Annotated in this window: 11 protein-coding genes, 4 tRNA genes and 1 riboswitch; of the genes, 7 read left to right on the top strand and 8 right to left on the bottom strand. The window is 75.5% G+C overall.

The annotated features are described in order from the left end of the window. The 7 genes from ribD to CITRIK5_RS03995 all read right to left on the bottom strand — a co-directional run. A partial coding sequence (gene ribD, locus CITRIK5_RS04025; RefSeq protein ID WP_159833113.1) for a bifunctional diaminohydroxyphosphoribosylaminopyrimidine deaminase/5-amino-6-(5-phosphoribosylamino)uracil reductase RibD occupies positions 1–1,124 on the bottom strand: 1,124 nt, incomplete at its 3' end. After that, a complete protein-coding gene (gene pnuC, locus CITRIK5_RS04020) occupies positions 1,121–1,825 on the bottom strand; it encodes a nicotinamide riboside transporter PnuC (RefSeq protein WP_063189642.1) in 705 nt (234 codons plus the stop codon). The genes pnuC and ribD, both read right to left, overlap by 4 nt. A gap of 82 nt (positions 1,826–1,907) precedes the next feature. After that, positions 1,908–2,052: riboswitch (FMN riboswitch) on the bottom strand. 94 nt (positions 2,053–2,146) lie between these two features. Then, entirely contained in the window at positions 2,147–2,818 is a 672-nt protein-coding gene (gene rpe / locus CITRIK5_RS04015; RefSeq protein ID WP_159833111.1) for a ribulose-phosphate 3-epimerase, read from the bottom strand. Between the two features lie 16 nt (positions 2,819–2,834). Then, a complete protein-coding gene (locus CITRIK5_RS04010) occupies positions 2,835–4,466 on the bottom strand; it encodes an RsmB/NOP family class I SAM-dependent RNA methyltransferase (RefSeq protein ID WP_123244428.1) in 1,632 nt (543 codons plus the stop codon). Next, a complete protein-coding gene (locus CITRIK5_RS04005; protein ID WP_123244427.1) occupies positions 4,463–5,563 on the bottom strand; it encodes a methionyl-tRNA formyltransferase in 1,101 nt (366 codons plus the stop codon). The genes CITRIK5_RS04010 and CITRIK5_RS04005 overlap by 4 nt, the downstream gene beginning before the upstream one ends. Beyond that, positions 5,560–6,144 carry a peptide deformylase gene (def, locus tag CITRIK5_RS04000; RefSeq protein WP_063189634.1) on the bottom strand — a complete coding sequence of 195 codons (585 nt, stop codon included), beginning with the start codon at positions 6,142–6,144 and terminating at the stop codon, positions 5,560–5,562. The genes CITRIK5_RS04005 and def overlap by 4 nt, the downstream gene beginning before the upstream one ends. Beyond that, complete coding sequence (locus tag CITRIK5_RS03995; protein ID WP_123244426.1) at positions 6,141–7,127, bottom strand: cytochrome; 987 nt, start codon at positions 7,125–7,127, stop codon at positions 6,141–6,143. Before CITRIK5_RS03995 ends, def begins: the two co-directional genes overlap by 4 nt. Before the next feature lie 158 nt (positions 7,128–7,285). On the opposite strand from CITRIK5_RS03995, the gene CITRIK5_RS03990 reads away from it, so the two are divergent. The 4 genes from CITRIK5_RS03990 to CITRIK5_RS03975 all read left to right on the top strand — a co-directional run bounded on the left by CITRIK5_RS03990 (position 7,286) and on the right by CITRIK5_RS03975 (position 7,683). Next, positions 7,286–7,359 (top strand) — tRNA-Gly (locus CITRIK5_RS03990). 18 nt (positions 7,360–7,377) lie between these two features. Continuing rightward, positions 7,378–7,448: transfer RNA gene (locus tag CITRIK5_RS03985), tRNA-Cys, on the top strand. 58 nt (positions 7,449–7,506) lie between these two features. Further along, positions 7,507–7,578, top strand: a tRNA-Val gene (locus CITRIK5_RS03980). Positions 7,579–7,606: 28 nt separating this feature from the next. Beyond that, a tRNA-Gly gene (locus CITRIK5_RS03975) sits at positions 7,607–7,683 on the top strand. Between the two features lie 97 nt (positions 7,684–7,780). On the opposite strand, the gene CITRIK5_RS03970 is transcribed toward CITRIK5_RS03975, so the two are convergent. Then, positions 7,781–8,671 (bottom strand): siderophore-interacting protein, encoded by an 891-nt coding sequence (locus CITRIK5_RS03970; RefSeq protein ID WP_123244425.1) that lies wholly within the window; start codon positions 8,669–8,671, stop codon positions 7,781–7,783. Between the two features lie 161 nt (positions 8,672–8,832). Here CITRIK5_RS03970 and CITRIK5_RS03965 point away from each other — a divergent pair, with 161 nt between their 5' ends. The 3 genes from CITRIK5_RS03965 to CITRIK5_RS03955 all read left to right on the top strand — a co-directional run. Next, complete coding sequence (locus CITRIK5_RS03965) at positions 8,833–10,428, top strand: pyridoxal-dependent decarboxylase (RefSeq protein WP_123244424.1); 1,596 nt, start codon at positions 8,833–8,835, stop codon at positions 10,426–10,428. Next, positions 10,425–11,750 (top strand): lysine N(6)-hydroxylase/L-ornithine N(5)-oxygenase family protein, encoded by a 1,326-nt coding sequence (locus CITRIK5_RS03960; RefSeq protein WP_043279265.1) that lies wholly within the window; start codon positions 10,425–10,427, stop codon positions 11,748–11,750. The genes CITRIK5_RS03965 and CITRIK5_RS03960 overlap by 4 nt, the downstream gene beginning before the upstream one ends. A 5-nt stretch (positions 11,751–11,755) precedes the next feature. Continuing rightward, a partial coding sequence (locus tag CITRIK5_RS03955) for a GNAT family N-acetyltransferase (RefSeq protein WP_159833109.1) occupies positions 11,756–12,375 on the top strand: 620 nt, incomplete at its 3' end.

Raw genomic sequence — 12,375 nt, 5'->3', positions numbered from 1 at the left:
TTCCAGGAGGACTGAGTGTTCACCGGCATCGTCACCCATCTCGGCACCGGGCTCAGGTGGGTCCAGACGTCGTCGCCGAGGGCCCGGGCGGGGCCGCCCTCCGCGGGGTCGGGGTGCCAGCGCGGTCCCTCGGACAGCGTGGCGACGTCCAGGCCGGCGACGGCGGCGCGGCCCGGGCCGAGCAGCAGGGGCGCGGTGTAGACCATGAGCTCGTCCACGAGGCCGGCGCGCAGCCACGCGCCGAGCACGCGGGGCCCGCCCTCGATGAGCACGTGCTCGGCACGGCGGCCGTGGGGCCAGGGCCCGGGATGGGCGGCGAGCGCGGCGAGGACGGCGTGCGGGTCGTGGTCCGGCACGTGCAGCAGGACCGGGTGAGCGCGCAGGGCGGCGCCGTCGGGCACGGGCCGGTGACCCTGGACGACGGGCACGGGCTGGTGCGCGAGTTCGGCGCCGGCGGCGTCACGGGCGGTGAGGCGAGGGTCGTCGGCCAGCACGGTCCCCGTGCCGACGACGATGGCGTCGACGCGGGAGCGCACCTCGTGGGCGTGGACGCGGGAGTCCGGGCCGGTGATCCACTGGCTCGTGCCGTCGGCGGCCGCGGCGTGGCCGTCGAGGGACTGGGCGAGGTGTCCGGTCACCCACGGGCGGCCTGCGTCGCGGGCCTCGCGCCAGCGGGCGGTGAGCGCGAGGGCGGCCACCTCGCCGGTGGGGCCGGTGACGCGCACCCCGTGCGCGGCGAGGCGGGCCGCGCCGCCGCCGTCGTGGCCGGTGGGATCCGCGACGGCGTAGCGCAGTGCGCCGACCCCCGCGTCCAGGACGGCCTGCGAGCAGGGGCCGGTGCTGCCGGTGTGGTTGCAGGGCTCGAGGGTGACGTGCAGCGTCAGGCCGGCGGGGTCGAGGGCGGCCAGGGCCGGATCCGTGGCGCGGGCGGCCCGCCAGCGGGTCAGGGCATCGACCTCGGCGTGGGCGGTCCCCCGTCCGCGGTGGTGGCCGACGGCCAGGACGCGGCCGGCCTCGTCGGTCAGGACGGCCCCGACGAGGGGGTTGGCGCCGCGCACACCGCGCAGCGCGGCGCGGACGGCGAGGTCCATGGGGTCGGCGGACGGGGTCTCGGCGGCGCTCATCGGGCGACGTCCCCCTCGGGGCCGTCCGGCAGCAGCGTCTCCACGGCGGGCTTGTCCCGGTCTGTGGCGCGCAGCCACACGAAGAAGCCGATCAGGGTGAAGGCGCCGTAGAACGCGTACATCACGGCCGAGGCGTAGTAGCCGGTGCTCCACAGCAGGGGCACGCCGACGACGTCCACGGCCACCCAGATCAGCCAGAACTCCACCCAGCCGCGCGCCATGCCGTAGGTCGCCAGCAGCGATCCCACGAACGTCCAGGCATCCGCCCACACCGGCTCCCACGAACCCAGCGCGCGGAACACCGGGGTGAGGGCGACGGTGCCGACCGCCATGGCCGTCACGAGGAACACGCGCCCGCGCCAGCCGGCCCACTCCGGGGTGATGGCGGGAGCGTCCTCGGCGTGGCCCCGGCGGGCCCGACGCCAGCGCGCCCAGCCGTAGACGGAGACGGCGATGAACATGACCTGTCGGCCGGCCTGGCCGAGCAGGGTGGCGTGATCGGCCCCCGTGAACAGGGAGGCGAGGAAGACCGTCAGCAGGATGAGGTTGCCGAGGATGCCCACGGGCCAGGCCCAGACTCTGCGCGCCATGCCGCCCAGGGCGGAGGCGAGGCCGAAGACGTTGCCCAGCACCTCGCGCATGAGCAGGCCGCCGCCGGCGACCGGGATGGTCCAGTTGAACGCGTCCACCAGCCAGTCCATGACCGTGACGCCACCTCCTCGGATCGGGACTCCGAGGGGTGCGCTCCGCAGCCCTCCCGCGCAGGGCGCGGAACGGCTCCGCCGCGTGCCTCTCCCATCCCGACTGTACGGTCGGCACCGGAATTCCACCGGTCAGGCCGCTCGGCACCGCCTCGGATGAGGACGGGCCGCGCGGTTAGCGGGCTGTCACCGCCGGTGCGGACTTCCACCGCATCTCGGAGCACGTTGCTGTCCAGCAGTATCGCACGCCGGGCCGGCCGGGAGCGCCGGACGACGCCGGGCGACGTCCGGCGCGGCGGGCGGGCGACCGCGTCGCCGGGCTCAGTGGCAGGCGTGGGCGGCGGCGGTGCGCAGGCCGACGAGCGCGGCGTCGGGGTCCGCGGCGCCGAACACCGCGGAGCCGGCCACGAACACGTCCGCCCCCGCCTCGGCCGCGCGTTCGATGGTCTCCCGGTTCACGCCGCCGTCGACCTGGAGGGCCAGCGGGGCGGGCCCGCCGTCGAGGGCGCGGCGGGCCCGGCGGATCTTCGGCAGCACGACGTCGAGGAACGCCTGCCCCCCGAAGCCGGGCTCCACGGTCATCAGCAGGAGCATGTCCAGCTCCGGGAGCATGTCCAGGTAGGGCTCGACCGCGGTCGCCGGCCGCAGCGCCATGCCGGCCTTCGCTCCGGCCGCGCGCAGCTCGCGGGCCAGTCGGACGGGCGCCGCCGAGGCCTCGGCGTGGAAGGTCACGGACTCGGCCCCCGCCTCCGCGTAGCCGGGCGCCCAGCGGTCGGCGTCCTCGATCATCAGGTGGAGGTCCAGCGGCAGGTCCGTGGCGCGGCGGATCGCCTCGACCACGGGCAGGCCGAGGGTGAGGTTCGGGACGAAGTGGTTGTCCATGACGTCCACGTGCACCGCGTCCGCGCTGGGGATGCGGGCCAGGTCGTCGGCGAGGCGGGCGAAGTCCGCGGACAGGATCGAGGGGTGCAGGCGCGGGGGGCGGGCAGTCATGGTCGGGTCCTCTCGGTCAGGCGCCGGGGGCGCGCAGCAGGGCCAGGAACATGGCGTCGGTGCCGTGCCGGTGCGGCCAGAGCTGGGCCGTGCGGGCGACCACGTCTCCCGGCTCCGGCGCGCCGGCGGGTTCGGCCTCGTCCAGGCGCAGGTCGTCGAGCGCGACGGCGTCGAGGGCGGTGCGGGCGTCGAGCAGCTCCAGCTCGGGGTGGCGGCGCACGAGGTCCTGGACCTGGACGACGGTCTCCGCGACGTGCGGGGAGCAGGTCACGTAGGCGAGCACCCCGCCGGGGGCCAGGACGGCGACCGCCGCGTCGAGCAGCTCGGCCTGCAGGCCGGTGAGCTCGGCGAGGTCGGCCGGGGTGCGGCGCCAGCGCGACTCGGGTCGGCGGCGCAGCGCACCGAGGCCGGTGCAGGGGGCGTCCACGAGGACGCGGTCGAACGCCGGGGCCGCCTCGGGGGCGTCGGCGATCGTGCGGCCGTCCCCGGTCCGGACGGTCCAGGCGCCGGCGGGCACGGCGGCGAGTGCCTGCCGGACGAGGTCGGCGCGGTGCGGGGCGACCTCGTTGGCCACGAGCGTCGCCCCCCGCTCGGCGGCGAGGGCGGCCAGCAGGGCCGCCTTGCCGCCGGGGCCGGCGCACAGGTCGAGCCAGCGCTCGGCCCGCCCCTCGGCCGCGGGGACGGGTGCCTGGGCCAGGGCGCGGGCGGTGAGCTGGGAGCCGGCGTCCTGGACGCGGAGCACGCCCTCGCGCACCCCGGGCAGACGGCCGGCGTCGCCGCCGGAGTGCAGGGCGGAGTCCGGGGCCAGCGGCCCGGGTTCGGCGCCGTCGTCGAGGGCCGCGGCGAGCGCCTCGGCCCCACCGGCCACGGGCAGGGCGACGAGGTTGACCACGGGCGGGGCGTTGTCCGCCTCGAGCAGGGCGGCCAGCTCGGCGTCGCGGTCGGCGATGTGGCGGGTGCCGCGGTGAGCGGCCAGGGCCTGGCGCAGCGCGCGGACGATCCACACCGGGTGCGAGGTGCGGACGGCCAGGGCGGCGTCGCCGCCGTCGGCGGGGGCGACGTCGGCCAGCCACTCCTCGAGGGGGCGTTCGGCGACCCGACGCAGCACCGCGTTCACAAACCCGGAGGCGCCGGCCCCGATCTCGGCGCGCACGAGGGAGACGGTGGCGTCGAGGGCGGCGTGGGCGGGCACGCGCATGCCCAGCAGCTGGTGGGCGCCGAGCCGCAGGGCGTCGAGCACGGGTGGGTCGATCTTCTCGAGCGGGCGGTCCACGCAGCGGGTCAGGATCGCGTCGTACAGGCCGAGCCCGCGCAGGGTGCCGTAGGCGAGTTCGGTGGCGAAGCCGGCGTCGCGCCGGTCGAGGCGGGCCTGGCGGATGCGCGCCGGGAGGACCAGGTTCGCGTACGCGTCCTCGGCGTGGACGGAGCGGACCACCCCGAACGCGACGCGGCGCGCCGGGTCGGCGGTGCGGGAGCGCTGCGACGGCGCCTGCGCCGAGTACTTCCGCCCGGCGCCGGAGCGACCCCGGTTGCGGGTGCGCCCCTGCGCATCCCGGCGGTCCTGGGGGTCTGGCCGGGGTGCGCGGCCGCGTTCTCCGCGGGCCCCTCGCTCGCCCCGGCCCTGTCCTGGCTGTCTCTCGCGGCTCATGCGCGCGCCTCCTCGTCCTGTGCCGTGGCGTTCCGCGCGGCCTCGCGTGCCGCGGCCCGGGCGGCGGCCTCCCGGCGGGCCTGTTCTTCGTGGTGGGCGAGCGCCTCCCCGGCCAGCAGCGCGGCCCCGGCGGCGGCGCCGCGCGCCCAGTCGGCGGCCGGCATCAGCTTCCTGCCCGCCGGCTGGACTCGGGAGAGCCGGACGGCCCCGCCGGCGGTGCGCAGCCAGGCGGCCTTCGCGGCCACCAGGATCTGCCCGGGAGCCGCGGCATCGAGGGCGGAGGGCCAGCCGTCGTCGCCGGCGCTGACCGGGGCGACGCCGTCGAGCTTGAAACGGGCCGGGGCGGCGCCGTCGTCGGCGGTCAGCCAGCCCCAGGCGCCGGGCTCGGGGGTGACGCCGTTGATCCGGGCGGCCACCTCGGCCGCCGGGCGGGCGGGGTCCACCAGGCCGTCTGCGGCCGTGAGCTTCGGCGCGTGGGTGGGTTCGCCGCGCTGGGGCGTGGCGGTCGCGGTGCCGTCCGCCAGGCGGTCGAGCACGTCGATCACGAGCGGGCCGCCGCGCTCGGCGAGGTCGGTGAGCACGGCCCCGGCGGTCTCGTCGGCCGCGACGGGGCGGGTGAGCCGGGCGAAGACGGGCCCGGTGTCCAGGCCCTCTTCGAGCTGGAACACGTCGGCGGCGATCTCGGTCTCCCCTGCCATCACGGCGCGCTGGACGGGGGCGGCGCCGCGGTAGGCCGGCAGCGCGGAGAAGTGCAGGTTGAGCCAGCCGTGGCGGGGGGTCTGCAGGGCCTCGGCGGGCACGAGCGCCCCGTAGGCGACGACGACGGCCACGTCCGCCTCGAGGGCGCGGATCGCCTGGAGGGCATCGGCGCCCTCGGGTCCGCGGAGTCGGTCGGCCTTGAGCACGGGCAGGCGGGCCTCCTCGGCCACGACCGCGACCGGCGACGGGGTCAGCACCCGCCGGCGCCCGACCGGGGCGTCCGGCCGGGTGAGCACGCCGACGACCTCGTGGGGCGAGTCGAGCAGGGCGCGCAGCACGGGCACGGCGGTCTCGGGCGTGCCGGCGTAGAGCACGCGCAGGGGCGTCGGGGCGGTCATCGGGCGGCTCCTGTTCCGGCGGCGGGGACGGCGGGGGCGCCGAAGACCGAGCTGACGGCGGCCGCGCGCGCGGCCCCGATGCGACGAGCGGCGCGGTCCACCTCGCCGGCGCGCATGCGGCGGCGGGCCTCACGGCGTTCCTCGCCGTCGAGGCGGTCGACGTAGAGGATCCCGTCGAGGTGGTCGGTCTCGTGCTGGAGGCAGCGGGCGAGCAGGCCGGTCCCCCGGTGCTCCACCGGGTTCCCGTCCACGTCGGTGCCGCGGACGACGGCCTCCGCGGCGCGCGCCGGGTGGTAGCGCAGCCCGGGCACGGACAGACACCCCTCGCCCGGCTCCCGCAGCGCCTGCCCGGCGGTCTCGAGCACGGGATTGACCACGTGCCCGGCGACGCCGGCGACGTCGAACACGAAGACCCGCAGACCCACGCCCACCTGGGGCGCGGCCAGGCCCACGCCCCCGACGGCGTGCATCGTCTCGATCATGTCCGCCACGAGGGCGCGCACGTCCGCACCCGCGGGCACGGGCGACGCGGCGGTGCGCAGGACGGGGTCGGGGATGGTGCGGACGGGCAGGACGGTCACGCCGTCACCCTATCGCCGCCCTCGGCAGACGCCGGGCGCGACGACGACCCGTCGGGCGCCACGGCCGGGGCGGCGTGGGAGCCGCCGCCGAACGCCGCGGCGCGCACGGCCTGCAGACCGGTGGCCGCCGACACCGGGACCGACGGCGGAGGCGGGCCGATGACACGGAGCGCGGGGCCGGCGTCGTCCACGGCCTGCGCGTGCTTCCAGAGCTGGCGCAGGGCCCAGAACTTGTGCCAGTGGCGGGGCAGCACGCCCGGGTTGGCCTGGTGCACGGCGACCTCGGTCTCCCCCAGGGCGACGCCGAGCAGCATCTCGGCCTGCCCGTGCCGCCACTCCTCCCAGGTGCCGGCCTCGGGATCCACGAGGGACTCCTCCGCCTTCAGGCCGGCGGTCAACTGCATGACCACCTTGGGGTCGAGCGCCTTGACCCGTCCGTCCCGCCCCGTGCCCTTCGTCTTGTAGTCGATCAGGCACAGCCGGCCGCCGATTCGGGCGACGAGGTCCAGCGTGCCCGCGTAGCCCACCGTGTGGTTCCAGACGGTGATCTCGGCCGCGATCGGCCGGACGTCGTAGAGGTCCCACCACTCGTCGAAGCGGTCCGCGTAGGCGCCCTCGCCGTGCTCGATCAGCCGGGCCCGGGCCTCCGCCATGGTGTGGGGGCGGCCGAGGGCGCGCTGGGCCACCTGCTCGGCGTAGTCGTGCACGCGGTCCCCGCGCTCGGCCGCGGCGTCCCGGTAGCGGGCGGCGGCGTCGGCGGACTGGCGGGCCACCTGCTTCAGGCGCGCCGCGGAGCCCACGGATTCCGCCAGGCGCGGATCCTGGGTCACGGACTGGGCCGCCATCCACCCGACCCAGCCGTCCAGGTCCGTCTTCTCCATGCCGATCACGGTGGTGATGGACGGGACCTCGGGCAGGCCCGAGAGGGAGCGCGCGTACATGCGTCCGTGGGGGGTCTGATGCGCGAGGCGTGGCTGGGTCATGGTCAGCCATTCTGGCAGGGTCCGCGGACCCCCGACGGGGTGGCCCGACACGCCTGCCGACGCCGATTTTGCATCCGGGCGGAGATGGCCTAGAGTTCTTTCTCGTTGGAAAACGCAGGTGAGCGGCTCGGACGAGCGGATCCCGGCGGCACCGACACGCGGATGTAGCTCAGTTGGCTAGAGCGCCACCTTGCCAAGGTGGAGGTCGCGAGTTCGAATCTCGTCATCCGCTCGCTCAACCTTCACCCCTGGTCGGGTGGCCGAGAGGCGAGGCAGCGGCCTGCAAAGCCGTATACGCGGGTTCGAATCCCGTCCCGACCTCGCAGGCTTCTCCGACCGGGAGTGGCGGCATGTTCACCACCTCCTCGGAGGTGGACGAGCGCGATTGGCGCAGCGGTAGCGCGCTTCCCTGACACGGAAGAGGTCACTGGTTCGAACCCAGTATCGCGCACGGAGACGATCCGTGAGGATCGACTCAGGCGGATGTAGCTCAGTTGGCTAGAGCGCCACCTTGCCAAGGTGGAGGTCGCGAGTTCGAATCTCGTCATCCGCTCCACACACGAAGGGCCCCTCCTGGCGGAGGGGCCCTTCGTCGTTCCGGGGCGTGCGGTCGGCCTCGTGCTCGGAGCACGGACGCCGACCGTCGGACGGGATCAGAGCCGCGGGCCGTCCACCCGCCAGTAGCCGCTGAACATGATCGCGCGCTTCGGTGCGATGCCGCGGCGGACGATCACCCGCCGCGCCGCCGTCGCGAGCGACTGCTCGCCGCACGTCCACACGTGGTCGCGGGGCGCGGCGGGGAGGTCCTCGAGGTGCGGCGTGAGCAGGGCGCCCGGCACGGCGTCTCCGCGGTGCAGGACCGTGAGCGTGGCGCCCTCCGGGACCTCGAGGGCGGGGACGTGGTCACGGCCGGGCACCTCCAGGACGACGTCCATCCGGCCCCCGTGCGGCGTGCGACGCTGCGCGGCGAGGGCGGCGGCGATGCTCGGGACTGCGGTCTCGTCCCCCACCACGAGGTGCGACTCCCCCGCCGCCGGCAGACGATAGGCGCCCGTCCCGGTGCGGAAGCCGGCGACGTCGCCCGGACGTGCGGTGCGCGCCCACGTGCCGGCGGGGCCCGCATGGTCGTGCACGACGACGTCGACGTCGATCTCACCGACGGAGGGCCGGTGCTCGGCGACCGTGTACCACCGCAGATCCGGCCGCACGTCCTCGGGGATCCGCCCGACCGCTCGCCGCGCATTGAGCGCCGCGGGATCGGGCATCACGAGCGCCCGCCCCGGGGGCGGGGTGAGCAGCCCGAAGTACTCGTCGCAGCCCTGCGGGGTGAACGTGCGGAACTCCTCCGCGGCGAACGTGAGACGACGCAGCCGGGGGGCGAGCAGCCACGTGGCGCGGACCGTCATGGTCCACTGCGGATACTCGTCGCGGTCAACGGGCATCGCCTGGCCGAGGGCCGCGAGCCCGCGGTAGGCCTTCATCTGCAGGGCCTCGACACGCGAGGGACGGGCGGCAGGCGGGGGGAGGACGGAGGAGCTCGTCATCCGGTCAGCATAGGTGAGCCTCACCTTTGCTGGAGTCCTCCCTTTGAATACGTCACGTCATTGTTGCGTATTTGCTTTCTTAGGTAAGGCTTTCCTACTGTGCGGGACGTCCGTGGCGCACGCCGCCCGGAGCCGACGACCCCCTCACGGAAGGCCCTCCCATGCTCCCTCGCCTGTTCGGACTCGGCGATCCCGCCGCCTACCTCGACGCCACCGGCAGGGCGGCCCGGGTGGCCGTCGACACCGCCTACGACCGCGCGGGGGTCCACCCGGACACCCCGTCGACGCACCTGGCCGACGCCGTCGGCGCCGTCGACTTCTCGCAGCCGACGGGCAGCCTCGACGACGCCCTCGCCGAGGTCGCGGAGCTCTACGCCCACCAGACCACCGCCTACCACCACCCGCGCTATGCCGCTCACCTCAACTGCCCGGTCCTGCTCTCCAGCACCGCAGCGGACACCGTGCTCGGGGCGCTCAACACGGCGGTCGAGTCCTGGGACCAGGCCCGCTCCGCGGCGCTCATGGAGCAGCGGCTCCTGGCCGAGGTCGGACGCTGGTGCGGGTTCGCCGCGGGCGACGGCGTCTTCACCTCCGGAGGGTCGGCCTCCAACCTGCAGGCCATGACGCTGGCCCGCGGCCGCGCCGTGCAGCGCCTCACCGGCCACGCCGGGCTCGCCGACCTGCCCGCCGAGGTGCTCGGCTCGCTGCGCGTCTTCGTCAGCGCCGCCACGCACTACAGCATCGCCAAGGCAGCCGGCCTGCTCGGGCTGGGTCGCCACGCCGTGGTCGTCGTCCCCACCGACGCCGCCGGGCGTCTGGACCCCGGGGCCCTGGCCGAGGCGGTCGAACGTGAGGTGGCCGCCGGTGCCGTGCCGATGGCCGTCGTCGCGACGCTGGGGACCACCGACCGCGGCGCCATCGACCCGCTGCCGGCCATCGCCGACGTCGCCGAACGCCACGTGATGTGGGTCCATGCGGACGCGGCCGTGGGCGGGATCCTCGCCGCGAGCGCGGCGACGCGCCACGAGCTGCCGGGGCTGCACCGTGCGGACTCGGTGACGATGGACTTCCACAAGACGTTCTACGTGGGGCTGGCCTGCAGCGCGCTGGTGGTGCGGGACGCCGAGAGCCTGCGCCATGTGACGGTGCATGCGGACTACCTGAACCCGGAGGACAGCGTCCATCCGAACCTGGCGGATCGGTCCTTGCAGACGAGCCGCCGGTTCGACTCGCTCAAGCTGTGGCTGACGCTGCGTGAGCATGGGGCCGAGGCGGTGGTGTCCCTGTTCGCGGGGGCGCGCGAACGCACGCGGCAGGCGTGCGGGATCCTGCGGGCCCGGCCGACGTTCGCGGTGCTGGAGGATCCGACGCTGGTGACAGTGCTGTTCCGGGTGCGGGCCGAGGGACTGTCGGAGGAGGAGTGCACGGCGGTGCAGGCGGCGACGCACCGGGAGCTGGTGGCCGGCGGGCGCGCGCTGATCGCGACGACAGTGGTGGACGGGGTGCCCCATCTGAAGTTCACGATCCTGAACCCCGCGGTCACCTCGGGCGAGCTGGAGGAGCTGGTCGACGTCGTGGAGGAGGCGGCGCTGCGGCACGTCGACGCGGTGCGGGCGAGCCGTCATCGGTGTCGCGGGGTGGCGCGGACCCGTCCGCATGGCCCGTCGGTCGCCGTGTCCTGCACGCTCCCCGCTTCGGCGGGGCCACGTCCGTCCGCGGCGCGCGTGGACGAGCACGGAGAGCAGGTGTGCGCATGAGCCCGGCGTCCACGTCCCCCCGCCGCGTGCTCGCGATCGGGCTGGGCCCGTTCAACCTGAGCCTGGCCGCGCTGGCCCACCCGCTGCCCGACGTCGAGGTGGAGGTGGTGGAGAGCCGCGACGCGTTCGTGTGGCACCCGGGCATGATGCTGCCGGGCGCGCAGATCCAGGTGCCGTTCCTCGCGGACCTGGTGACGTTCGCGGACCCGACCTCCCCGTACTCGTTCCTGGCGTATCTCAAGGCGATGGGCCGGCTGCACCGCTTCTACATCCGGGGTTCCTGGTACCCGCTGCGGCGGGAGTTCTCGGACTACTGCGCGTGGGTGGCAGCCCAGCTGCCCGGCATCGCCTACGCGACCACGGTGACGGCGGTGCGGTGGGACGATCAGGCGGACGAGTTCGTGGTGGAGGCGGCCTCCGCGGCCGGGACCAGCACGCACCGGGCCGACCACGTGGTGGTGGGCACGGGCACGGTGCCGTCCCTGCCCGCGCCGCTCGCGCGCGTCGCGGAGGAGTCGGCCCGGGTCGGCGCGTCCCCCGTGGTGCACACGGGTGAGTACATGGGCCGTCGCGAGGACATCGCCGGGGCCGGGTCGGTCCTGGTAGTGGGCAGCGGCCAGTCGGCGGCGGAGTGCGCCCTGGACCTGCTGAACGCGGGCCACCCGGACCTCACGTGGGTCACGCGCTCACCCCGGTTCTTCGGCATGGAGGTCGGCCAGCTCACGCTCGAGCTGACCTCGCTGGACTATGAGCGGCACTTCGCCACTCTGCCCCGGGCGCGGCGGGATGAGATCAACGCATCCCACCGGTCCCTGTACAAGGGGATCAGCGAGTACACGATCGAGGACGTCTACCACGCGCTGTACGAGCGCCAGGTGGGTCCGCTGGACCCGGCCCGGCTGTGGCCGGGCACGTCGGTGGCGGACGCCCGCCTGGTCGCGGGCCCGGGTGCGCCCCGGGTGGAGGTCACCCTGCGCGACGAGGAGACCGGGGTGACCGGGCGGCACGTGGTGGACCGTGTCGTCGCGGGCACGGGCTACCGCCACCCGGACCATCCGTTCCTGGAGCCGGTGCGGCACCTGCTGCGCGCGGAGGACGGTCGGACGACGGCGAACGCGGACCACGCGATCGACGTGAGCGGCCGCCGGATCTTCGTGCACAACACCGCCGAACAGCCCCTGGGGCTCACCGGCCCGGACCTGGGCATGGCGGCGGAGCACAGCGGCCGCATCCTCAGCACGATCGCCGGCCGTGAGGTCTACGCGCAGGCCGAGTCGATCGCGTTCCAGGACTTCGGTGCCGTCGCGGCGGGCGTCCGGTGAGCGCCGTGACGCCGCCGCAGACCACCGTGGACGGTGCGGCCGCGAGCGCGGCCCGTCGTGTGGAGCTCCGTCCCGTGGGCGCGCAGGACCATCCGCTGCTGCACCGGTGGGTGACGTCCCCGCACGCCGTGTACTGGGAGATGACGGAGGCGGGTCTGGCCGACGTCGTGGCCGAGTACGAGGCGATCGCCGCGCACCCGCACCACCACGCGCACGTGGGGCTCGTGGACGGGACTGCGACCTTCCTGGTGGAGGTCTACGACCCGGCCCACTCGGAGCTGGCCGGACGGTATGCGGGCGCGCCGGGCGACGTCGGCCTGCACGTGCTCGTCGCCCCGACGGACACCCCGGTGCCCGGGACCACGGACCTGGTGATGGCCGCGGTGGTGCGCTGGTGCCTGGCCCAGCCGGGGGCGCGGCGCGTCGTCGTCGAGCCGGACGAGCGCAACGCCGCCATCCGGGCGAAGAACCTGGCCGCCGGGTTCACGGAGCTCGGTCCCGTGGCGCTGGGATCCAAGACGGCGATGCTCTCGATCGCCACGCCCGAGTCCTTCACTGCCAGCCGGATCGGCGTCCTCGCCGCCGGGCTGGACCTCACCCTCCCCGAGCCCCCGCTCCTCCTCAC

It is taken from the genome of Micrococcus sp. 116 (assembly GCF_902506395.1).
Lineage (GTDB): Bacteria > Actinomycetota > Actinomycetes > Actinomycetales > Micrococcaceae > Micrococcus > Micrococcus luteus.
The sequence above is the reverse complement of the archived record's forward strand: the minus strand, read 5'-3'. Positions and strand labels throughout refer to the sequence as shown.

Coding starts and splice junctions, on each gene's coding strand:
- pnuC (WP_063189642.1), bottom strand. CDS start 1,825: ATGGACTGGCTGGTGGACGCGTTCAACTGGACCATCCCGGTCGCCGGC.
- CITRIK5_RS03960 (WP_043279265.1), top strand. CDS start 10,425: ATGAGCCCGGCGTCCACGTCCCCCCGCCGCGTGCTCGCGATCGGGCTG.
- CITRIK5_RS03970 (WP_123244425.1), bottom strand. CDS start 8,671: ATGACGAGCTCCTCCGTCCTCCCCCCGCCTGCCGCCCGTCCCTCGCGT.
- CITRIK5_RS03965 (WP_123244424.1), top strand. CDS start 8,833: ATGCTCCCTCGCCTGTTCGGACTCGGCGATCCCGCCGCCTACCTCGAC.
- CITRIK5_RS03995 (WP_123244426.1), bottom strand. CDS start 7,127: ATGACCCAGCCACGCCTCGCGCATCAGACCCCCCACGGACGCATGTAC.
- rpe (WP_159833111.1), bottom strand. CDS start 2,818: ATGACTGCCCGCCCCCCGCGCCTGCACCCCTCGATCCTGTCCGCGGAC.
- CITRIK5_RS04005 (WP_123244427.1), bottom strand. CDS start 5,563: ATGACCGCCCCGACGCCCCTGCGCGTGCTCTACGCCGGCACGCCCGAG.
- CITRIK5_RS04010 (WP_123244428.1), bottom strand. CDS start 4,466: ATGAGCCGCGAGAGACAGCCAGGACAGGGCCGGGGCGAGCGAGGGGCC.